17 protein-coding genes and 2 tRNA genes are annotated in these 21,401 nt (G+C 53.7%); 5 read left to right on the forward strand and 14 right to left on the reverse strand.

Annotated elements, in window-relative coordinates; translation table 11 throughout:
• Window positions 1–26 precede the first annotated feature (26 nt).
• The 3 genes from BR04_RS06650 to BR04_RS06660 all read right to left on the reverse strand — a co-directional run bounded on the left by BR04_RS06650 (window position 27) and on the right by BR04_RS06660 (window position 2,039).
• A complete protein-coding gene (locus BR04_RS06650) occupies window positions 27–239 on the reverse strand; it encodes a hypothetical protein (protein ID WP_496355223.1) in 213 nt (70 codons plus the stop codon).
• 82 nt (window positions 240–321) lie between these two features.
• Window positions 322–1,497, reverse strand: a complete 1,176-nt coding sequence (locus BR04_RS06655; RefSeq protein WP_496355224.1) for a tyrosine-type recombinase/integrase — start codon at window positions 1,495–1,497, stop codon at window positions 322–324.
• Between the two features lie 465 nt (window positions 1,498–1,962).
• Window positions 1,963–2,039, reverse strand: a tRNA-Pro gene (locus BR04_RS06660).
• A 333-nt stretch (window positions 2,040–2,372) separates the two neighbouring features.
• Here BR04_RS06660 and BR04_RS06665 point away from each other — a divergent pair.
• Window positions 2,373–2,465 (forward strand) — tRNA-Ser (locus BR04_RS06665).
• 334 nt (window positions 2,466–2,799) lie between these two features.
• A complete protein-coding gene (locus BR04_RS06670) occupies window positions 2,800–3,603 on the forward strand; it encodes a hypothetical protein (protein WP_496355225.1) in 804 nt (267 codons plus the stop codon).
• Window positions 3,604–3,663: 60 nt separating this feature from the next.
• Here BR04_RS06670 and BR04_RS06675 read toward each other — a convergent pair whose 3' ends face one another.
• Complete coding sequence (locus BR04_RS06675; protein WP_496355226.1) at window positions 3,664–4,152, reverse strand: PilZ domain-containing protein; 489 nt, start codon at window positions 4,150–4,152, stop codon at window positions 3,664–3,666.
• 205 nt (window positions 4,153–4,357) lie between these two features.
• On the opposite strand from BR04_RS06675, the gene leuB reads away from it, so the two are divergent.
• A complete protein-coding gene (gene leuB, locus BR04_RS06680) occupies window positions 4,358–5,437 on the forward strand; it encodes a 3-isopropylmalate dehydrogenase (RefSeq protein ID WP_496355227.1) in 1,080 nt (359 codons plus the stop codon).
• 50 nt (window positions 5,438–5,487) lie between these two features.
• Here leuB and BR04_RS06685 read toward each other — a convergent pair whose 3' ends face one another.
• Window positions 5,488–6,219: a substrate-binding periplasmic protein gene (locus BR04_RS06685; RefSeq protein ID WP_496355228.1), complete on the reverse strand. Its 732-nt coding sequence runs from the start codon at window positions 6,217–6,219 to the stop codon at window positions 5,488–5,490.
• A 272-nt stretch (window positions 6,220–6,491) separates the two neighbouring features.
• On the opposite strand from BR04_RS06685, the gene hrpA reads away from it, so the two are divergent.
• Window positions 6,492–10,487 carry an ATP-dependent RNA helicase HrpA gene (gene hrpA / locus BR04_RS06690; protein ID WP_496355229.1) on the forward strand — a complete coding sequence of 1,332 codons (3,996 nt, stop codon included), beginning with the start codon at window positions 6,492–6,494 and terminating at the stop codon, window positions 10,485–10,487.
• 97 nt (window positions 10,488–10,584) lie between these two features.
• Here hrpA and BR04_RS06695 read toward each other — a convergent pair whose 3' ends face one another.
• The 5 genes from BR04_RS06695 to cas6 form a co-directional block, all read right to left on the reverse strand.
• On the reverse strand, window positions 10,585–11,082 hold the full coding sequence (locus BR04_RS06695) for an RHS repeat domain-containing protein (protein ID WP_496355230.1): 498 nt from the start codon (window positions 11,080–11,082) through the stop codon (window positions 10,585–10,587).
• The gene (locus tag BR04_RS06700) at window positions 11,027–12,418 is read right to left on the reverse strand and encodes an AAA family ATPase (RefSeq protein ID WP_496355231.1); all 1,392 of its coding nucleotides are present in this window, start codon (window positions 12,416–12,418) and stop codon (window positions 11,027–11,029) included. The genes BR04_RS06695 and BR04_RS06700 overlap by 56 nt, the downstream gene beginning before the upstream one ends.
• Before the next feature lie 136 nt (window positions 12,419–12,554).
• Window positions 12,555–12,800 (reverse strand): hypothetical protein, encoded by a 246-nt coding sequence (locus BR04_RS06705; RefSeq protein WP_496355232.1) that lies wholly within the window; start codon window positions 12,798–12,800, stop codon window positions 12,555–12,557.
• Window positions 12,749–13,240, reverse strand: coding sequence for a hypothetical protein (locus tag BR04_RS06710; protein WP_496355233.1), 492 nt, complete (start codon window positions 13,238–13,240; stop codon window positions 12,749–12,751). Before BR04_RS06710 ends, BR04_RS06705 begins: the two co-directional genes overlap by 52 nt.
• Window positions 13,241–13,243: 3 nt before the next feature.
• Window positions 13,244–14,218: a CRISPR system precrRNA processing endoribonuclease RAMP protein Cas6 gene (cas6, locus tag BR04_RS06715; protein ID WP_496355234.1), complete on the reverse strand. Its 975-nt coding sequence runs from the start codon at window positions 14,216–14,218 to the stop codon at window positions 13,244–13,246.
• 298 nt (window positions 14,219–14,516) lie between these two features.
• Here cas6 and BR04_RS06720 point away from each other — a divergent pair, with 298 nt between their 5' ends.
• A complete protein-coding gene (locus BR04_RS06720) occupies window positions 14,517–15,770 on the forward strand; it encodes a glycosyltransferase (RefSeq protein WP_496355235.1) in 1,254 nt (417 codons plus the stop codon).
• A gap of 92 nt (window positions 15,771–15,862) precedes the next feature.
• Here the strand turns inward: BR04_RS06720 and BR04_RS06725 are convergent, their stop codons facing one another.
• The 4 genes from BR04_RS06725 to BR04_RS06740 form a co-directional block, all read right to left on the reverse strand.
• Window positions 15,863–17,137, reverse strand: a complete 1,275-nt coding sequence (locus BR04_RS06725) for an L-lactate MFS transporter (protein ID WP_496355236.1) — start codon at window positions 17,135–17,137, stop codon at window positions 15,863–15,865.
• A gap of 288 nt (window positions 17,138–17,425) precedes the next feature.
• Window positions 17,426–18,796, reverse strand: coding sequence for an acetyl-CoA hydrolase/transferase family protein (locus BR04_RS06730; RefSeq protein WP_496355237.1), 1,371 nt, complete (start codon window positions 18,794–18,796; stop codon window positions 17,426–17,428).
• Between the two features lie 259 nt (window positions 18,797–19,055).
• Window positions 19,056–20,837 carry a sigma 54-interacting transcriptional regulator gene (locus BR04_RS06735; RefSeq protein WP_496355238.1) on the reverse strand — a complete coding sequence of 594 codons (1,782 nt, stop codon included), beginning with the start codon at window positions 20,835–20,837 and terminating at the stop codon, window positions 19,056–19,058.
• A 19-nt stretch (window positions 20,838–20,856) separates the two neighbouring features.
• Window positions 20,857–21,327: a YqaA family protein gene (locus tag BR04_RS06740; protein ID WP_496355239.1), complete on the reverse strand. Its 471-nt coding sequence runs from the start codon at window positions 21,325–21,327 to the stop codon at window positions 20,857–20,859.
• Window positions 21,328–21,401: the final 74 nt, after the last annotated feature.

The following is a 21,401-nucleotide window of genomic DNA, read 5'->3' on the forward strand; positions in this document are numbered from 1 at the left end:
TTTTTGCGTCCTGCTGGCTCCGGGTGTCAGTGGCTATTGAAATCCAGACAGGGAAAGGAGCGGAAATTCAGGCATAGAAAAAGCGGCCCCCCTTCGGGGAACCGCTTTTTGTGCTTGGGGTTCCGGTTATAGCTTTTTTTGTCTTTGTGGGTCTGTGTTGGGGGGCTGATGGGTTTTCGGATCTTTGAATGATCCACCTCAATCACCAGCGTGATCTTCGGCTTTTTACGTCTGGCCATGGGGCCTCCTTTTATTTTTGAACATCCTTCCTTGAGATTCCTGCCTCTTTCTCCTACTATCAGAAAGGCGGCTGGCTCGTTTTCAGTACCCTGCCGCCCTGCCACCTGTCAAATAGTCTGACCATCTTTCCAAAAGATCTTTTTTCTGTTCCACCAGATCCGTTCTGGCGTAAGCATCCCGAACCTTGTCACCCGAAGCATGGGCAAGGCAGGCCTCGGATACATGATCTGGAATCAACGGGCATCGTTCCAGCGCCCAGTCTTTGAAAACTGACCTCATGCCATGAACCGTAGCCCCTTCTTCCAGGCGGGTTTTTAAAACCTTGGCCAGGGCAACATCGGACAGGGCTTTCCCGGAAGGTGACGGGAATATCAAACCGCTCCCGTCATCATAGTCTCTGGCCTTTTCCAGAACGGCAAGCATTTCACCCGAAAGCGGAACCACATGGGCCTTTTTCGTTTTTGCCCGTGCCACCGGTATTGTCCATGTTCCTTTGAGGCTGTCGATCTCAGACCACAGGGAACCCCGCCCCTCACCGGAACGGCAGGCCGTCAGGATAACCCAGCGCAGACACAATGCGGAAACGGCGCTGGATTTTTTCAGGCTTTCATAAAGATCCGGCATCACTTCAATAGAAACGGCTTTGAAATGCTCCACCCCGGTAACGCTTGAGGCTTTCGGGAGGACAGAATCCAGATTCCCCTTCCATGCAGCAGGATTGTCCCCAGATCGCAGGCCGTGGGCCTTGGCAAAATCGAGAACACGTTCCAGCCTTGCCCTGACACGGGAAGCCGTTTCTGTTTTTGATTCCCATATGGGCTTTAAGATCCGAAGAACATGCTCAAGGGCTATCTCCTTCGGGTAAAGTCGACCGATACCCGGAAAGGCGTACTGCTCCAGGGTGCTCACCCACTGCTGGTAGTGTTTCTCGTTTTTCCACCCGGACTTCTGCCCCTCGATGTACTCCATGGCCACCTGCTGAAAATTTTTTTCCTGAACAGGTTTTTCCAGAGCCGGGGTAAGACCGTCGGCAAGCATCCTTCGCAACTTTGCGGCCTTCTCCCGTGCCTGCTTCAGGGAAACATCCGGGAAAGCCCCCAGCCCCAGATCCCGCTGATGCCCGGCGCGTTCATACCGGAATATCCATGACCGCCCGCCGGATTCCCTGACGTTCAGATACAGGTTCCCGCCATCGGAATGAAAACCTTTTTTAAGATATGTAATCTTTGCTGCAATAAGCTTATCCCGTGTCTTCATAACGTGCCTTTTCGTCCCTAGTCCTGTCCATAGGCGGAAAGATAGATCAAGGGGGTTAAACATGCAACCCAAGAAAACCGAAAAAAGCATTTTGTTCTTTAAAAACAAATAGTTATGAAACAGTATGGGGTTATAAAAAACATGGGATTGTCCGCCTCTCTCTCCGCCATTTCTATAGACTGAAAGGCAGGCGGTTACTAAAACAGTTCATTTCCCACTCGGCGTAGATAAAAATGCCTGATTGTTTGAGCATATCTGAAACAACGGATACTTTGTCGCGTGGGTTTCGGTCTTATCAGTAAAACAAAAAAATTAAGCTATAATAAAAAATATTTTTATATAGTGCCATAAAACAAGATACGGAAGAACCTTGAATACAGGTCTTCCGTTTTTATTTTTTAGATTTAAAATTAGATTATAAAATATAATCCTGTAAAATATCAGAACACTTATTAAAAATTTATCTGGTCGGGAAGACTGGATTCGAACCAGCGACCCCAGCGTCCCGAACGCTGTGCTCTACCAGACTGAGCCACTTCCCGACAAGAACTCAGGACTTTTATATGAAAAACTAAAAACTGTCAACATATTTTTGCACCAATCCTTTTGACAGTCCCCGAAAAAGCAGAGAGCAGGGTGAACACATGAAGATTTGGCGGAACGCAATTTCAATAGGTTATAGCATTAACAATCAAAGAGGTTCAGCTTTTGATATTTGTAACACTCTGATTTTACATAGCCGTAATTTTGAAGTGAGACTTACATGCGTTCACCCTGAAGCAGAGCGCTTACGCCCTCCAATTTATTTCAAACACAAGGTATAATCAGAGGCTCTGCTTGACAGAAATCATCCCAGAATGTATTGGCAAAGGAACGGAGAAGTGGCCGAGTGGCTGAAGGCGGCGGTCTCGAAAACCGTTGAGCGTACAAAATACGTTCCCGGGGTTCAAATCCCCGCTTCTCCGCCAAAAGACAAGGAAAGGCTGCCATACGGTAGTCTTTTTTTATTATATATAAATACATTACACTAAAAACAAGAAGAAATAGAACGCTGTGAAAAGACATATGAAAACTTGTATAGCGATGGGGTTGGTGTAGCATAGGGGCACAAACGTCTGCTTCAGCCTGAATCAGGGTACCGGATAACTGAATACAAACCAAAAAACCTGGCGAGACATCAAGGGAACCAGATTATATTTAAGGATTGAAATCTCTTTTTGGAGAGGTTAAAAAAACAAATTTAAACTTGTATCCGTCCGCCTGTGCCGCAAGGCTGCCCCAATTGTATTACGGAGAAAAGCTATGAATGATACCCAGTCCCCTGAACACAAAGGAGTTGCATCCCTTTTCAGCCAGGTGGAAATCAAGCACTTCCTGAAAAATTATCTGATCTTCATCGGCATTGTGGAAGCCCTTATCTTTTTTGTATCTTTTATAGGACAACTCGGCCCGGAAACAAAAGGCTTCCCATGGAAGTCCTACTTTTTTGCCGCCTTTATCATCCCCGTTGCCATCACCTTCCTTCTGGGTATTTTTGTCGCAGGTTTCAATAAATATCTCTATGGACAAAATCCCCTTTATGATGAAAATGCCTTTACGGAAGATCCGGATGCGGGAAAAGCCACGCTTCGAACCCAGGCCTTCCTACGTACCATCCGCCAGCTCCCCTTTCTCTTTATTCTTGTACTCCTGGGACTTGGTGCCGGTATTGTCTATAAAATTGAAGATATATTCGCCTTTATCGCCCGTTTTGGCGAAAAATCCGCCCAATATCTCCTTGTCTCCCTTGGTGTTCTCCTTGCAGTAGGAGCATTTTTTGCCATCATCTGGATGGTGCTTAACTACAAACTCCAAAAAAAAGCCATTGATTTCAGGCATCAGTACAAAAATGAAGTCATCAGACGTCTTGGGCTGGTGATTCTTGATGATGACACCGTGCTCAACCAGGAAGGGGAAATTCTGAGTCCGCCTGCCTACCCGAGGGAAAGTCCGGATCTCCTTCCACCTGCCATCAAAAAACTGAAAATTTCTTCCAAACCAGCCATTCAGCTCCCCCCCCGCAGAGATCCTGCAGACCATCCCGAAACAAAAGGGGAAGTCCCTTAGACAAAATCCACCGGGGCAGGTCAGGCCCTGCCCTAAGACATTCAGACACTAAAGAGAGACTCAAACGTCCTTTTTTTTACAGCAAGGCCCCAGAATTTTCATATCATAACGCTGGAGAGATGGGTTCAACCCCTTATTAAAATGAACTCCAAAATCCTTTTCCGTATCCCGCACCACAAGCCCTGCCATGCACACATGGGCATTTTTTCGCCCCGGGAGCTGAAAAGCCATGCGTACTTCTGCACCTGCAGGAGGGATATCACAGGAAACAATACGTGCTCCTTCCTCAGAAATATCCAGAATCAGCCCTTTGTAGGGGATATTGTCCACAACGAAATCCACTTCTGCCGTGTAGGAAATTCTGGGAGATCTGCGTTGATCCAGATCCAGAACAGCCTCCTCAGCCAGAGTTTTCTCCCCCTCAAGTTTCTGCAAAAGCGCAAAACGTTCTTCTGCAGACATGGAAAGAATATGCCCAATCAGCCTTTGGGTCACCTTTGCAATATTAACGGGTTTTACATTTTGATCCGCCTTAGACTCACTTCCCATAGACAGCCCTCCTCTTCCCGCAATCCATTCTGCACAAAGTGACCGTTATTGAGAAAACCCGTTTTCCTTGCTCCACTACATTTTCATGACTGGGAAAACCGTGGCAATCCCATCAAGATTCTGATAAAGGAAACAGCCGTATCACGTCAGATTTCGACCTTCATTCTGATATTCCGGATCTATTCCACCACAAGGAGAACGCCCCTTGAAAAAAATCGCCATTCTTGCCGGAGACGGCATCGGCCCTGAAGTCATGCAGGAAGCCATCAAAGTTCTGGATGCTGCACAGAAACGGTTCGGTTTTTCACTGGAATACCGACATGCCCATGTGGGGGGTGCGGCCATTGATCACCATGGGGAAGCCCTACCCGCATCCACCCTGGAAACCTGTGAATGGGCAGATGCCATCCTTTTTGGTTCCGTTGGCGGCCCCAAATGGGAACATCTTCCCCCCGCCCAACAACCGGAAAGAGCCGCTCTTCTTCCCCTTCGCAAGCATTTCGGCCTGTACTGCAACCTGAGACCGGCCAAAATTTTTCCATCACTTGCCAGTGCCAGCCCCCTGCATCCGGACATCGTCAAAGACGGCTTTGACATCCTCTGCGTCCGGGAACTGACAGGCGACATCTACTTTGGCCAGCCCAAGGGCAGAGAAGGCAGCGGGCCTGAAGAAAAAGCTTATGATACAATGGTCTACTCCCGCTATGAAATTGAACGCATTGCCCGCATGGCCTTCGACTTCGCACGCAAACGACAGGGCCGTGTGGCCAGTGTGGACAAGGCCAATGTACTGACCACCATGGTTCTCTGGCGGGAGGTGGTAACAGAAGTAGCCAAAGACTACCCCGATGTGGCCCTCACCCACATCTATGTAGACAATGCGGCCATGCAGCTGGTCAAAAATCCCCACCAGTTCGATGTGCTTCTCTGCGGCAACATGTTCGGAGACATTCTCTCCGATGAGTGTGCCATGATCACAGGATCCATGGGCCTTCTTGCCTCCGCCAGCCTGAACGAACAGAAATTCGGCCTGTATGAGCCTGCAGGTGGCTCTGCGCCGGACATTGCAGGAAAGGGAATTGCCAACCCCCTGGCTCAGATTCTCTCTGCAGCCATGATGCTCCGCTTCAGTCTGGATCTTTCCGAAGCTGCGGATGCCATTGAAACCGCTGTGGCCCAGACCCTCGAAGCCGATATCCTCACGGCAGATATCTGCACAGATCCCGCAAAGGCTGTCAATACTGCCGCCATGGGAGATGCTATCTGCGCCCGTATTGCATCCTGATAGTCCCTCTGATACCGGCAGAAAGATTCTTTTCCCTGCCGGTATCAGGTTCAAAACGAGGGAAGCTTTTCGGAAGATTCCAGCCTGTCCCATGCCGTCTCCAGACGCGCCATAATCCCTTCTGCATTTTCAACCTGTTTTGAAACCTTAAGAAAAACACCGATCAGACCAAGAGAATGACTTCTGATATCTTCTTCCATCTTCAACTCGACAAGGGCATGTTCCGCAGCCCCCCGGTAATCCAGGATATAATCTCCCCTTCCTGCTGCCAGCTGGCGAAAGGCATGAACATGATCCGAGGCTTCCATCAGTTCCGTACCCTTTGCGGTATCCCTCAAATCCGTTATAAAACCGCTGTAACTGTAGCCCCGGATCACGATCACACGCTTTCCAAACAATCCTTCCTTTTGTTCCGGAAGTTCTGTTCCCTTCAGGGCATAGGCACGCATATCAATATCCGTGATCTTTTTCTTTCCGTAAAGAACCTTGCCCTCCAGCTCCGGAACCCCCTTCACCCCCAGAAAGACATGACATCGTCCCTGGGCAATGTTCCAGTAAAGACGCCTTGGTGGATAAACCGCCAGTTCATAGGAAAAACCTGCTTCATCCAGGATACGGGTCAGAAACTCCAGAAGGATCCCCCCAGGCTTTCCCTCCTGGTTCACTTCATACAAGGGCGGCAGATCCAGAATCCCCACATGAAGCCGCTCTTCAGCCCAAAGAAATCCATTTCCCGCCATGAGTATAAACAGGCATACCCAAAACAGTACCTTTTTTCCCATACCCCCTCCAACCTGCCAAAGGGTCTCCGATAGCGTCAGATCATGACAGGATATTCCACTGATCAAAAAAGTCAAAAACAGACCCGGTCGCGAACCTCAGAATATCTTCTGTAACGAAACCCCAAAACTCCAAGCCATCGTAATAGTCCCCAGGATTGCTTCTTTCCAGTATTTCCGGCATAGTTCTCCGGAGCATCGGCTCCTGAGCCTTGAAAGAATGGCCTTGAAACCATATCATGATTATTTTTCACCCTACACAAGCGGTATTCCCATTGTCAATACATAAGCCCCTACCCCACACGTCCCATCAGGAAAAACGTCTGCGCCACAAGATTCGGAGCAATACGGATATCCTGATTTCAGATCGTATTCTCCTCTGGAGACAGCTCAACAAAACACAAAGAGATCTTCATAAAACCCCTCCAGAAGAACAGGCGCGGCTTTTATCTCTTCTTGAAGAAAAGCTGAAAAATAGCCAAACCCGTTTTCAGGAAAGGATCAAAACCCTTCCCCACCCGGATTTTGATGAACAGCTGCCCATCACGGCCCATAAAGAAGCCATCATCCAAGCGATCCAGCAGCACCCTGTCGTGATTATCGCGGGAGAGACAGGCTCCGGGAAAACCACACAGCTGCCCAAACTCTGCCTTGCCGCCGGCCGAGGCCGCCATGGCCGCATCGGCTGCACCCAGCCCCGCCGCATCGCAGCCCAGAGTGTGGCGGAGCGCATTGCAGAAGAACTGCACACCCCTCTGGGACAGAGTGTGGGGTGTAAGGTACGATTTCGGGATCAGACCCATGAAGCGACAGTGGTCAAGCTGATGACCGATGGTATTCTCCTCGCCGAAAGCCTTTCCGATCCTTTTCTGAATCAGTATGATACCCTGATCCTTGACGAAGCCCACGAACGCAGTCTCAACATCGACTTTCTTCTGGGTTTTCTCATCCGTCTTATCAAAAAAAGAAAAGACCTCAAGGTCATCATCACTTCCGCTACCATTGACACGGAAAAATTTTCCGAAGCCTTTTCCGGCGCTCCCATCCTCACCGTGTCCGGCCGTATGTATCCCGTAGAGGTTCGCTACCAGCCTCAGCCCGAAGAAGAAGAAAAGGGGCCTTCCCTTGCCGAACAGGTGGCTGCCGCCGTGGACGATCTTATGCTGGAGGATCCCTTTGGCGACATTCTGGTCTTTCTGCCCACGGAACAGGATATCCGGGAGACCTGTGATCTTCTTTCCGGCCGCAATTACAAAAGTGCTGTCATCCTGCCCCTCTACGCCCGCCTTACAGGAACGGAGCAGCGCCGGGTTTTTCAGCCTGCGACAGGGCGAAAAATCGTCGTTGCCACCAATGTGGCGGAAACGTCCCTCACCATTCCCGGTATCCGCTACGTGGTAGACACAGGGGTTGCCCGCGTGCCCCGATATATCCCCGGTATGCGCAACACAAGCCTTCCCATTGTACCCATTTCCCGATCCAGCGCAGACCAGAGAAAGGGCCGCTGCGGCCGCGTGGCCAACGGGATCTGTATCCGCCTCTATTCCGAAGAATCCTATGAGATGCGGGAACGCTTCACCACACCGGAAATCCTCCGGGCCAATCTCGCCGACGTTCTCCTCAAAATGACAGCCCTTCGCCTGGGCGATATCCGGGACTTTCCCTTTGTGGACAGACCGGCGGATCGCCTCATCAAGGACGGTTACGATGTGTTGCAGGAACTGGGAGCCGTACGCCCCAAAAAAGCTTCGGAAAAAGGGGATACGCCCTTTGTGCTGACTCCTGTGGGAGAACGCATGGCCTCCATCCCGCTCGACCCCCGCATTGCCCGTATGCTGATCGCTGCAGAAAGCCTCGGCTGTGTGGAGGATGTGGCCATCATCGCCGCCGGTATCACCGCCGTGGATCCCCGGGAAAGACCGGAGGAAAAACGCCTGCTGGCCCTTCAGGCTCAGAAACCCTTTGTGGATCCCCTTTCGGACTTCATTACCCTCCTGAACATCTGGCGGCAGTTTATCAAGGAAAGCGGGGGGAGCTTTGGGGTTGCACGTCTGAAAAAATTCACGGAACGCTACTTTCTTTCCTTCAAACGCATGCGGGAGTGGCGGGATCTTTGTTTTCAAATTCTTGAAATGCTGGAAGAAACGGATATCTCCATAAAGAGCCGTAACAATTTTGAAGAAAAACCAAATTCTAAAAGTCCATTCAGTGAAGGCTATGCCGCTATCCACAAGGCCATTCTGACAGGACACCTTTCCAATATTGCCCAAAAAAAAGAAAAAAATTTCATGCTCGCCCCCAAAAACCGTGAAGTGATGATCTTTCCAGGCTCCGGCCTGTTTAACCAGGCTCCGGACTGGATTGTCGCCGCAGAAATGGTGGAAACCTCAAGGCTCTTTGCCCGCTGTGCCGCAGCCCTGGATCCGGCCTGGATTGTGGAGGTCGCTGGAGACCTCATCTCAGAGGCCCTCTATGAACCCCACTGGGAAAAAAACAGAGGCTCCGTCATGGCCTTCCGCAGACGAAGCCTCTACGGACTGATTTTATCGGACAGAGAATCCATACCCTTCGGCCCCCAGGATCCGGATACCGCCACCCGCATCTTCATTCAGAGTGCTCTGGTTCAAGGAGAACTCAAACAGCTTCCCCCCTTTCTTGTCCATAACCAGAAAGTGGTGGCAACCATTCTTGCCAGAGAAGACCGCCTGCGACGCCGGGATCTTTTTGCCGGTGAAAATGCCCTGTTTGATTTCTATGCACAAAAAATAGACGGTATTTATGACATCCGAACCCTCCTCCACCGCATCCGGGAAAAGGGAAGTGACCATTTCCTCCGCATGGAAGAAAAGGACATCCTTCTTCAGAGCACGGAGACAAAAACCCTCAGCCTTTTTCCTGAAAAGATCACTCTGGGAAAAAGAATAGAACTCCCCTGCCAGTATAGCTTCAGCCCCGGAGAGGCTGGCGACGGCATCACGGTGCGCATCCCCTTGAACCGCGCCTCTGAAATTAACCCCCATGAGGTGGAATGGCTGGTTCCCGGCCTTTTCCCCGAAAAAATAGAAGCCCTGCTCAAAGGACTTCCCAAAATCATACGGAAACGACTGCTCCCCCTTTCAGACACGGCAAAAAATATTGCGCGGGAACTGAAACCCGATGGCAGACCCCTTGCTCTGGCGCTAAGCCGTTTTTTATACCAGCGCTATAATGTCGATGTAGACCCCGCCCGCTTTAATGAAGAGATACTGCCGCCCCACCTTCGTCTGCGTCTCTGCCTTACGGACGGCAACGGAGAGGTTCTTTCCGTCTCCAGGGATCCCGTCATTCTCAGAGAAAATATCCATGAAGTCCAGAAAGATGCACTTTTTGAAAAAATTCGCAGCCGCTGGGAAAAAATTCCCGTAAGCCCGACAGATCTGGATACCCTGCCTGAAAGCGTTCCCATAGATTCCTGCAATCCCCACAGCGAACTCGCTTTCTGCGCCTTCACATGTACAGAAAACGGTGTGGGGCAAAGCCTTTTTTCCTCAAAATCAGAGGCTCAAAATCAGCATGAAAAAGCCATCCGCCACCTCCTTGCACAGGAACTGAAATCAGAACTTACCCACCTCAAAAAACTGCTTGTGCTGCCAGCAGGAACAAAAGAAATCCTCCTTCACTTTGGCGGAAAGGAGCGGTTTGAAAATCTCTTAAAAGAAGCCGTCTGCTGCCCCCTTCTGGAACGGGATATCAGATCCTGGAAAGATTTCCAGGACGCTCTTGAAAACGCAAAAAAACACCTGCTGCCTGATGGGAAAATATTTCTGGATGCCGTACTCCCCGTGCTGGAAACGGTTCAGGAAACCCGGGAACTCTTTTCTGCCCTCAAAAAAAAGGGCGGTTCCAAGACCATGGCATTCATGGATATGCTGGATCAGGATATCAAACGCCTGGTTCCACCCAATTTTGTCAGCCTGTATTGCCCCGAACGCCTGACCCATTTCCCCCGCTACCTCAGGGCTGTAGCCGTCCGGGCCCGGAAATCGGTAGAAGACTTTGGCAAAGATGCGCGCAAAGCGTTGGAAATCCAGCCCTATGAAAAGGCACTCAAAGAAATCCTTGCGGATCTGCACGCACATGTTTCCGAAGAAAAGAAAAATGAAGTCGAACAGTTGTTCTGGATGATTGAAGAATTCAAAATATCTGTTTTTGCTCAGGAGGTGGGGGCTGTAGGTTCCATATCAGCAAAACGCCTGAAGGATCAGATCAAACGGATCCAGAATCTCCTGTAGCTCGCAGTACTTATCCCCACGGGCAAGTGGGGTCGGTCGTCAATAGCGGACATCAAAATATTTAAGCCGCCTGCTGCTCTTTAAAAATTGCCTCTCATCAATCAAGGCTGAACCCGGAGATCCTGCCCTTGAGGCCCGTTTCTTCATAGCCAAGCGCAAGGCTTCTTTCATAAAGCCCTGTGATGCTTTCGGATACGGGCTGAAGGGCTGGGTTGTAGAGAAGGGTTCTTGTGCCCAGGCCATCGGTGATGGTTTTCTGCTGGCCAAGGCGGTTGTAGGTGAAAGCGATGTGCGGTGTGGCGTCAGAATAACCTACCCCGAGAAGATCCCCCGTGGCCCCGTCGTAAGCGTAGGTGGTGACAAGATCCGCGCCTGCCTCCTGACGCGCCCAGGTGCGGGTGCGCATGCGGCCTGCGGTGTCGTACTGATAGGTGACGTCCCGGCCTTGGGCGTCCCGCCTGGCCAGAAGAAGGCCCGTGGCTTCGTCATAGATCCAGGAGGTAGTGCCCCCACCGGGACTTTGGGGGAACGCCTCCCCTTCAAAGCCCTCCCCTTCCCGGAACGTGGAAGACCCTGAAGTAGCGCTGCTCCACAAAGGCACAGAGTCCGGCCATCTTTCCTTGCTGATACACCTTTTCCGCAGCCCACTTTCCTGCGTCCCGCTCCGAAGGATCGGGAAGGAGCATCTCCCCGATCTGCTCCACATAGAGCTTCCGGATCACAAGATTGGGAACCCCCAGCACAAGATCCCCCCGGATACTGCCCCCCTTCAGGGTGAGCACCCCGAAATAATAAAGAAGGGAAGCCATGAAGGTGTTGCTCCGGACTTCCTCCCGCAGCATGGCCTTCATGCCAAAGCGGTCTTCCAGCTCGGACACTTCCGGATCTTTTCCCTGCATCAGATCCAGGAGCATCTGCCTGCCCATGAGCAGTCCCGCCATATAGGTGAGTTTGGCCTGATCCGTGGCAAGGTTTGCGTCCAGCATCTTGCGGGGAGGCTTGCAGGTTCTCTGAAGGTTCTCCAGAAAATAGAGGGCAAGGGTGGGATTGTACACCCTTTCCGCCGCATCCTGAGAAAAGGTATAGCCGTTGTACCAGGTGGCCATGGCCGTCACGAGGCTTTCCTGATGGTCATCGTCCAGACCGCAGTCCTGCCCCACACGCCGTAAAACCTCCCGCACCTCCCCATGGGTAAAACCGCAGAGGGCATTCAGCTCCGGATAATGATAAATGTTTTTGGCAATGTTATAGCCACTGGTGATGTCGCTCATGACCACAGGGGACACCCCGGTGATAAAAACCCGGTCAAACTGGTCATATCCACCAAGAGCCTTGACGGCCTTGAACAGGGTTCGCAGGGGGCCTTCCTCAAAAACCAGGGCATCGTAACGTCTTTCCTCGTTTCGCCGCACCCCTGTCAGAACCTCATTGGCAAAATTGTCGTACTCGTCAATCAGAAGATACACGGGATGCCCTGCGCTGCGGGTGGCACCCAGGAGGGATTCAAGAGAATGCAGGGCATTGTCCGGGTGAATGTCCACCCCTTCCAGTCCGTAATCGCTGTAATACTTTAAAAAGCTGTCAATGCGGCCATTGATGTGGTCGTGCAGGGCCTTTTTGATCTGCTCCACGGTTCCGGAAGGATCCACACAGGAAAAGTCCCAGCGCAAAACAAAATAACGGTTGCGGAGCGGGGTGGGGTTCTTTCCGATGATAAGGCTTCCGAAGAGCTTTTCAAAATCAGCAGAAGAAGCAAGGTCATAATAATAAAAGAGGGTGGACAGAAGGAGGCTTTTCCCAAACCGCCTTGGCCGGATGAAAAGCTGGTTTTTCCCCTGTTCCAGAAGGGAAATGTGGCCGGTGCGGTCACAGTAGAAGTATCCGTTGATACGGATATTCTTGAAGTCTGCGATGCCATAGGGGAACTTCATGCCCTTGCCTCCATCCCTGGAATAAAAGAAAAATCCGGAAATCCCAGCTAAAAAAAGCTTTTTGACGTTTCGAGGCCATGTTTTCCGGGAAAAATCCCATGACCTGCGCTGAACCCGTAAGGGGAAGGATATTCTTTCACCCGTGAAGAAGCAAGGGCAGGAAAAGACAGGTGGGAAACATCCGGATGGTAGCCCCGACCTGAGAATCCATGGCAAGAGCAAGGCTTTCTTCCAGGGCGAGTACAACCCTTTCCGCCTCCCCGGGACTGTGGGCCATGCGACCGAGGTTGTGCCAGACAAGGGGCCAGAGGGTCTCCTTTATCCGGGCCTTCAGGGAAGGGCTGCCCGCATCCGCCCCGTAACGGGCCAGGAGGGCCAGCACCCAGGACATCCTTTTTTCTGAGATCTCAAAAGTTTCAAGATCCTCACCCCCAAACACAAAGAGAAGATCCTTTTCGCAGCCTCAAATTCCCCGCCATCGCAGGCCGCATAGACCCGGTAATGGAAGGCCCGTATCCAGTTGTCACGGGTTTCCCGGTTCTCCCTGCCCCCGAATGCCCAGATACTTTTTTCGGCCCAGAAACGGCAGTCTTCAAGGCTGCCCATGAAACCGAAATGCTGGGAAAGGGTGCCGCAGAGAGCACCAAGACAGGCATCCGCAGCCAGAGACTGAAGGTTCTTTTTTCCGAAAGATTCCGGCTCCGGGCGGGTGCGATCCTGAAAGAAGCGGATGGAGGCATCCCGGAGACAGGCACAGACCGCCTCCGGCCCCCCATGGGTGGAAAGAAGAAAAAAGAGGTGGGAAACGGGAGATGCGGCCATGGTTCAGGACTCTCCGGAAGAAGGGGCCTGCCCCCCGACCCTCTCCCAGCGCACCCGGCCCAGACCGAACATGGTGTTCTTTCCCACATGCAGGGCTTCGGCCAGACGGAAAAGGGGCAGAAAAGGGTCAAGAGCACCCTCATACACCACAGACCCCACCAGGCCGCCCATGAACATCTTCTGCTCCTGGCGGTTGGAGTAGCGCTGCCAGTCAAACCAGCGCAGCTTCTTCTCCCGGATGCGGATTTCCGAGGCCTTGCGGATCATGGCCGGATAATCGAGATCCGGCTCGCCCTCGCCAAAGGCATTGAACATGGCGGACATGCGGCGGAGGGTCTGGCGCACAAAAAGATCAAAGGGCAGATCCGCAGGAAGTTTACCGTCCACCTTGAGCCGCATGGGCGTTTCGAGAATCAGCCTGACGGCGGCAGGGCTTTGCTCCGTGGAGCCTTCTTCCTCCCAGAGAAGCCGGGGCAGAAAGGGGGGTCTCGTCACGCTTTCATCCCCCTCCCCATAGATCAGATGAACCGGGCCTTCGGCCATATCCACCCGCTCCAGCACAAAGGAACCCCGCTGTCCGGAAACCTTTTTCCCAAGGCCCGCAGCGCCCATGCGCTGGAAGGCATGGACAAAATAGGCAAGGGCATCATTGGCCGCACCAAAGGCTTTCAGTCCGCAGACCAGCCGGTCTCCGGGGGCGTACAGGGCTTTTTCCGCCTCAGGGGGCACAAAAAGCAGGGGATGGGGGGCTGCCGAAATCCGGCCTCCCGCATCCGCCTCTTCATCCAGCTCAAAAACCCGCGCATAGATGCAGCGGCTCCGCAACGGACAGGCCCGGCAGTTCTCATACTGGCGCAGGGCGCAGACCGACGCCTTGAGCTGATGGCCGAAGCCCCCCCGAAAGGTGGAACCCTTGAAGGCCGGCAGCTCCGCAGCCGTGGTGAACCTGCAAAAAAACCGATAAAAACCGTAGTCCATACCCTCTCCCCATGCCGTGACTTCCGTACGGCCCTTTTCCCCGATCTCGGATACCTCCTGCTTCCATGCCCCCTCTTATCACAGTCGGAAGATGAAGGGCAGCAGAGAAACCGGAAAAAAAGGGAGGTCTGCCGTGAAGACATTCCCCCCAAAAAACAGCCTTGCATTCCAGAGCGGCGTTCTATAGGATTTTTCTCCATTTCCAGCCCCCCTTGTGCTGCCCCAAAAAACTTCCTGACCCACCCCGCCGCATCTTCAGGGGGCAGATGCGGCCTTTCCTCTGATAACCGGAGTTCCGATGAAATACCTTCTGATGCCCGTGGGAAGCCACGGCGATATTCACCCCCTTCTGGGGCTTGGCATTCATTTACAGGAACAGGGGCATGAAGTGATCCTCTGCGCCTGCGGCTACTTCAAAGAACTTGTGGAAAGCAGAAAACTGCGCTTTGAGGAAGTCGGAACCGCCGATGAGTACCGCGATCTGATCAGCAGTCCGGATCTCTGGAACCCGCTGAAAAGCTATACCTACCTGTTCCGGAAAACGGGGAAGGCCCTCATGCAGACCCAGTTTGAGACCATTGCCCGCCTCCATGAACCGGGAAAAACCATCCTGATCAGCAGCTATCTGGCCCTTGGCGCACGAATGGCCCAGGAAAAGTTTGAGATTCCGATGGTTTCCGTTATCTACCAGCCCGCAGCCCTCTGGAGCCTCCACGACTCCCCCCGCTATTTCGGAATGTTCACCGCTCCGGGCATCCCCAAACCGGTCAAACAGTTTCAAAGCTGGCTGATGAAAGACTGCCTCATCGGAACCCTCATCACCCCTCCCCTCAACCGCTACCGAAAATCCATTGGCCTTCCCCCTGTCCGCAAGGTGGATCAGTGGCTGCTTTCCACCACCCTTATTCTGACCACCTTTCCCGAGTGGTTTGCCCCAAAACAGCCGGACTGGCCCCGGAATCTCATCCACATCGGTTTTCCCCTGTGGGACGGAGACGATGGAAAAGACCTGCCCGAAGAGGTAAAGACTTTTCTGGAAGCCGGAGACCCTCCCCTCGTTTTTACACCCGGAACCGCCAACATGCATGCGGCCCGTTTTTTCGAAACCGCCCGGAAAGCCTGTGCCATGCTGGGCAAAAGGGCCATTTTTCTGACACGCTTTCCGGAACAGCTACCCCGGCAGCTTCCGGCCTCCATCCTCTGCCACAGCTATCTGCCCCTGAGCCGGCTTCTGCCCAGAACCGCCGCCCTGGTGCATCATGGCGGTATCGGTACGGCCTCCCAGGCCTTCCGGGCAGGCATTCCCCAGCTCGTCATGCCCATGAGCTTTGACCAGCACGACAATGCCGCAAGAATCACACGCCTCGGCGCAGGCACCTCCCTCAGTCCCAAAGCCTTCACCCCGCCCCGCCTTGCCGCCCTTCTGGACACTCTGTGCCGCTCCGCTGCCCTACAGAAAACCTGCAAAAAACTCGGAGCTGCCCTGCAAGGGGAAAGCGCCTTTGAGCTTGCCAGCAAGGCCCTTCGGAATCTGACAGAGGCCACACACTAAGCGCCTGAACCGTCTCACGGAAAAAGCGCCGTACCCTCTCCGGGGGACGGCGCTTTTATGATCTGCTGCATTGTAAGACAAAGGGATCTGCCTCAGGAAGCGCTGGAAACCTCGGGGGGCATGGTTTCTCCCACCAGAGGATCAGATGTGACGGCGGTTCCGGGTGCTCTGGCAAAAAGGGCGATCACGGCACCGATGGCGCAGGCAATGCCTGCCACAAGGAAAGCCTTTTCAAAACCAATGGCGATGGAAAGCCTTGGGGCCGTGAGGGCCGCTATGCCGTAGAAGATAAAGACGGCACCATAATTGTTCCCCACACTGGCAAGACCAAACCATTCCGCCGTAATGGTGGGCAGCATGGCCGCAAGACCGCCGAAACAGAATCCCACAATACAGGTGGCCATCAGAAAGCCCGCATAGTTCATGGGAATGAGGGCCATATAGAACATGGCCAGACTGAGCAGAATAAAATTGGCGAGAAGCGAAGATTTTCTGCCAAAACGGTCGGAAATCCCACCCCAGACCAGACGGCCACAGGCATTGAACAGGGAAATGGTGACAACGGCATTGCCTGCTGCGGCAAGGCTTAAGCCAATCATGGTCATGCCGATATTGGCGGCAACACTGATGATCATGAGGGCTGCGGCACTGCCAAAGAACATCCAGGCCACCAGCATGTAGAACTGAGGTGTTTTCATGGCCTGGGAGGGGGTATAGCTCCGGCTTCCTGCGGGAACAGCCCCGGCCTGACTTGCGGAAGCTGTCCATCCCGGAGGTCTGTAGCCCCTGGGCGGCACCACAAGGGCCAGGGAACCGAGAAGGAGCAGCAGCCCATAAATACAGCCCAGATAGAGGAAGGCCTGGGACACGCCGAATTTTCCAATAAAGATCAGAATAACAGGCTTGAACAGCATCCCCCCCACACCCAGAGCCGCCAGTACAAGGCCCGTGATCAGACCCCGTTTTTCAGGGAACCACTTCACGCAGGTGGCGAGAGGCGTCACATAGGCGGCACCGATACCGATACCGGCGATCACGCCGTAGGTGAGATAGAGAAAGGAGACACTGGTGGCAAAGCTTGCCAGTGCCACCCCCAGGCCGGTGAGAATTCCCCCGGCCATGGCCACCCTGCGCGGCCCGATCTTGTCCTGAAGCCGTCCTGCAAAAATAACGGCCACGGAAAAGCTGGCCAGGGTGATGGAAAAGGTGAAAACCGTGTCCCCGGATGTCCAGCCGAATTTCTCCACAAGCGGCCTGTTGAAAAGACTCCAGGTATAAATGGCCCCCAGACTGAGCTGCATGAGAATGGAACCCGCAACGACCAGCCAGCGATTGGGAAGTTTTCCCTCTTCGTACCGTGTTTCCATGATGCCCCCTTTGCATGATTTTCGTGAACATATTCCGGATCGCCAGAATGAACAGCGATCACAGTCAGGCGGTAAAAAGACCTCCCCATACCCGAGCCAGCACCATCCGCATGGCGGACGCAGAGAAATCAGACACCTGGGATGACGGGATTCGGTTCAGGAGGGGTTTCGGAACAGGGGTTGAAAAAATTGCCGGGAATTCTCCCCAACCTCGGAGAGATGGGGGGAGATCGGGGAGAGATTCCCGGCTCGGGAGAGAAAGGGCCAACCCTATAAAGCCCTTTTGCCTCATACGGCCATGCGCAACTCGGAGGGATAGCCGGAAACGTGAAGTTTCCGCTTCCAGATATTCATGGCTGCCGCCTCACGCATCAGCTCATCCCTGTAGTCCGGATGGGCGATACCGATGAGGGCTTCGGCCCGTTCCCAGGTGCTTTTGCCCTTGAGATTGGCCATGCCATGTTCTGTGACAACCCAGTGGGTGACGGTTCTCGGCAGGGTGACGATGGTACCGGGCTCCAGGGTGGCCCGGATGCGGGACTTGCGGTTGCCCGCCTTGTCCGTTGTGGTGGAACGCAGACAGATGAAGCTCTGGCCGCCTTCGGAATGGTAACAGCCAAAGGCGAAATCGAACTGCCCGCCCGTTCCGGAAATCTGACGTACTCCCGAAGACTCGCTGGAAATCTGACCATAGAGATCCACTTCCACGGCATTGTTGATGGAAACCGCCCTGGGATTGGCCGCAATACGGGCCGGGGTGTTCACGTAGTCCACGGGATAGCTGGCACAGAGGGGATTGTGGTGCAGAAAGTCATAGAGACGCTGGGTTCCCAGGGCAAAGGTATAGGTCATTTTGCCGGGCAGATCCCGCTTGTAGCGGCCTGTGATGCGGCCCGCCTCGTACATGTCAAGGTAGCTGTCCACAAGCATTTCCGTATGCACACCAATATCACGGATACCGGAATCCGCAATCATACGGCCAATGGCATTGGGCAGTCCGCCGATCCCGAGCTGAAGACAGGCACCGTCGGGAATCCTGCCCACCACATGCTCTGCGATCTTCATGTCTTCCGGGGAAACCGCAGGCTCCTTCAGACTGAACATGGGGGCATTGTCGGACTCAACGATAAAATCCACCTCGGAAATATGCAGGGCTTCATCGTATCCTCCATGGCATACGGGCATGCTGCTGTTCACTTCCACCACGATGGTACGGGCACTTTCCGCCTGGGCCCGCTGTACGGAGTTTGCAACCCCGTAATTGAAAAAACCGTTCGCGTCCATGGGGGCGCAGCGTACAAAAAAGATATCGGTTTCAATATCCCTGGCATAGTATCGGGGACCTTCGTGGTAGAGAATGGGGATATAGCTGCACAGGCCCTTGTCGTGGAGAATGCGGTCTCCCCCCGTAAAATGCCAGTTGTTATAAATAAAATGTCCGCCACCCGGCTCCGCCATGGCAACGGCTGCAAGACCGGGGAAGCCCACGGCACGCACCTTGACTTCTTCAAGCTCCTTTGCCCTTCGGGCAAGGGCCGCATCCAGGGTCAGGGGAGCACAGAGGAAGTTGCCGTAATCCACCCACTGTCCGGAACGGACGATGGATACGGCCTTTTCAGCAGATACAAGTTTTGCGCGGTAAAGGGCCTGTATGTCCATGGTATCCTCCTTCATAGGGTTTGCGCCGCTTAAGGGCGGCCTGTTCTCCTTAGGTGATTCCAGACAATTGCAAGCCGTGTGCCACAGATAAAAAAACAGAAGTTTCAGGAAGTTGTACCTTCCTGAAACTTCTGTCTTCCGGAGAGCCTCCACGCCTGCGGCACCCCTGCCGCATACCTGCCCCTCCAGACAAACACTGTTTATATCCGAAAGGCCGGATTACGGGGCTTTTTCAGGCATGCGACACCGATGCCGCATACTACGACATTTCTGCCGCAAACCCTTCCCTCAACCCGTAGCGCTGCATCTTCCGTTCTAAGGTTCTGCGATCCACCCCCAGAATTTCCGCCGTCCGTCCCCTGTGTCCCTTACAGGTTTTCAGGGTTTCCAGAATCAGCTCCCGTTCATGAAGCTCCAGCCTTTCCTTCAGGTTCAGGGAAGCAGCAGCCTCTCCCTCTTCCCCGGCCTCTTTTCCGATGGAAAGATCCAGACTCCCCAGGGTCATGTAACGTTGCAGCGCATTTTGCAGTTCCCGCACATTGCCGGGCCAGTCATAGCGGATAAAGGCGTCCATGGTGCGGGCATCCACGCCCTGCTGCCCCCCTTCCCCTTCCATGGCCTCCAGAAAATGCTCCACCAGAAGGGCAATGTCAGACTTCCGCTCCCGCAGGGGAGGCAGATAAATGGGAATGATGTGCAGCCTGTAAAAAAAATCCTGACGCATACGGCCATCGGCCACCATGGACTCCATGTTTCTGTGGGTGGCGGCAATGATCCGGATATCCGGCCTGATGTTTTCCCTGCCCCCCAAAGCCCGGAATCCGTTACCCTCCAGGGCCCGCAGAAGTTTGACCTGCATGGAAAGGGGAATTTCCCCCACCTCATCCAGAAAAAGGGTGCCCCCGTGAGCCAGTTCCAGAAGCCCCTTCTTGTCCGTATTCGCACCGGTGAAGGCCCCCTTCCGGTAACCGAAAAACTCGCTTTCCATAAGACTTTCGGGAATGGCACCGCAGTTGACGGGAACAAAGGGCTGACGGGCCCGCTGGCTCAGGGCATGGATGGCCTGGGCCACCAGCTCCTTTCCGGTACCGGATTCTCCCCGGATCACCACAGCAGCCGCACTGCCCGCGGCCTGAAGGATACGGTCATAAACCGCCTGCATTTCAGGGCTTTTCCCCACAATCCCATGAAAGCGGTAGCGGTCTTTCATGCTGGATTTCAACCGCTGATTTTCCTCCAGCAGCAGGGCTGCACGGGAGCGGATGCGCTCTTCGGCCATCTTGCGTTCCGTCACATCCACCATCACCGTCTGCCGCAGCAGCACCGCCCCGTCCTCTCCATAAATGGGGGTGGTGACAACGCTGTACCAGCGCTCATCCAGCGCATCCAGACGCTCCACACTGACGGTCTTTCCGGAAAAAACCCCGGCATTTTCACACCAGGGACAAGGCGTATCCCGGTTGTACACCACCGCATAACAGGGGGCTGCGGAACCCTCCCTGCCCGTTCTTTCCGCAAGGGGAGCGTTGATATAAGCCAGACGGTAATCCCTGTGACAGGTATAAAGGTAGCCCGTAAAATGTTCCACAATGGCCCGGAATTCCGCTTCCCGCTGCCGCAAGGTTTTCACCACCTCCTTTTCCGCCGTGACATTGACCAGGGTGGCGACACTGGTGGTGGTTCCCCGGATCATATCCAGCTTGATCAGGATGTCATGCACCTGACCGTCCCGGTTCATGAGGCGGCATTCATACTCCCCCGGCGCTGCCGAAGCGTCCTGACGTCTCAGGTGGTGGTAGCGCACCATACGCTCCAGATCCTCCTGCACCACAAAACGCTGCCAGGCAATCTTCCCCTCAATCTCTTCCTTGGAATAGCCCAGCAGCTCTTCCACCCGTTCATTGATGCGGCTGATGACAAAATCGGCTTCAATCACAATGGTGGGAGCCGTGGATTTCTCAAAGATCATGCGATAAAACCGGGCATCGGACTCCGCCGTTTCCGCACGGTTCCGCAAACTTGCCCTGTCATCCTGATTCATGGGCGTTATCCTTACCTTTCTACAGGGTACAGGCCATCAGGGTCTCGGCCCCAAGGGTCAGCCAGGCCACCAGCGCATAGCGGATCAGCTTCCCGATGAGGGTGAACAGCATAAAGAGTGCCACAGGAAGGCGTACCAGCCCTGCGGCAAAAACCAGGGGATCGCCCAGAACGGGCAGCCAGGAAAAAAGGAGCAGCCAGGATCCGTAACGGGACAGCCAGATCCCTGCACGCCGACGTTTTTCTTCGGAGATCCCCACAAAACGTCCCGCACCCTGGCCCAGAAACTTTCCCAGAAAAAAGGTGGTGACAGCCCCCAGCATGTTGCCAAGGGTGGCCACAAAAACGGCACTCACAGGCTCCCTGCCCGCAAGAAGCCCGCCCGCCAGCAGGACTTCCGAAGCACCGGGAAGCAGGGTGGCCGCCACAAAAGAAGAAACAAAAAGGCCCGCAAGCCAGAAATCATCCCCGAAAAACATGGTATTCTCCAAAACAGGCCTCCTTGACCTGAAAGGCTCCGCCCCCTATACTGCCAGCCTCTTTCTGAACCCTGCCCCCTGTCCGG

This window comes from Desulfobotulus sapovorans DSM 2055 (assembly GCF_059569355.1).

Excerpts from the sequence above, each read along its gene's own strand:
- BR04_RS06650 (WP_496355223.1), bottom strand. The coding sequence starts at position 239 with ATGGCCAGACGTAAAAAGCCGAAGATCACGCTGGTGATTGAGGTGGAT.
- BR04_RS06655 (WP_496355224.1), bottom strand. The coding sequence starts at position 1,497 with ATGAAGACACGGGATAAGCTTATTGCAGCAAAGATTACATATCTTAAA.
- BR04_RS06670 (WP_496355225.1), top strand. The coding sequence starts at position 2,800 with ATGAATGATACCCAGTCCCCTGAACACAAAGGAGTTGCATCCCTTTTC.
- BR04_RS06675 (WP_496355226.1), bottom strand. The coding sequence starts at position 4,152 with ATGGGAAGTGAGTCTAAGGCGGATCAAAATGTAAAACCCGTTAATATT.
- BR04_RS06685 (WP_496355228.1), bottom strand. The coding sequence starts at position 6,219 with ATGGGAAAAAAGGTACTGTTTTGGGTATGCCTGTTTATACTCATGGCG.
- BR04_RS06700 (WP_496355231.1), bottom strand. The coding sequence starts at position 12,418 with ATGAAGTTCCCCTATGGCATCGCAGACTTCAAGAATATCCGTATCAAC.
- BR04_RS06710 (WP_496355233.1), bottom strand. The coding sequence starts at position 13,240 with ATGGCCGCATCTCCCGTTTCCCACCTCTTTTTTCTTCTTTCCACCCAT.
- cas6 (WP_496355234.1), bottom strand. The coding sequence starts at position 14,218 with ATGGACTACGGTTTTTATCGGTTTTTTTGCAGGTTCACCACGGCTGCG.
- BR04_RS06720 (WP_496355235.1), top strand. The coding sequence starts at position 14,517 with ATGAAATACCTTCTGATGCCCGTGGGAAGCCACGGCGATATTCACCCC.
- BR04_RS06725 (WP_496355236.1), bottom strand. The coding sequence starts at position 17,137 with ATGGAAACACGGTACGAAGAGGGAAAACTTCCCAATCGCTGGCTGGTC.
- BR04_RS06730 (WP_496355237.1), bottom strand. The coding sequence starts at position 18,796 with ATGGACATACAGGCCCTTTACCGCGCAAAACTTGTATCTGCTGAAAAG.
- BR04_RS06735 (WP_496355238.1), bottom strand. The coding sequence starts at position 20,837 with ATGAATCAGGATGACAGGGCAAGTTTGCGGAACCGTGCGGAAACGGCG.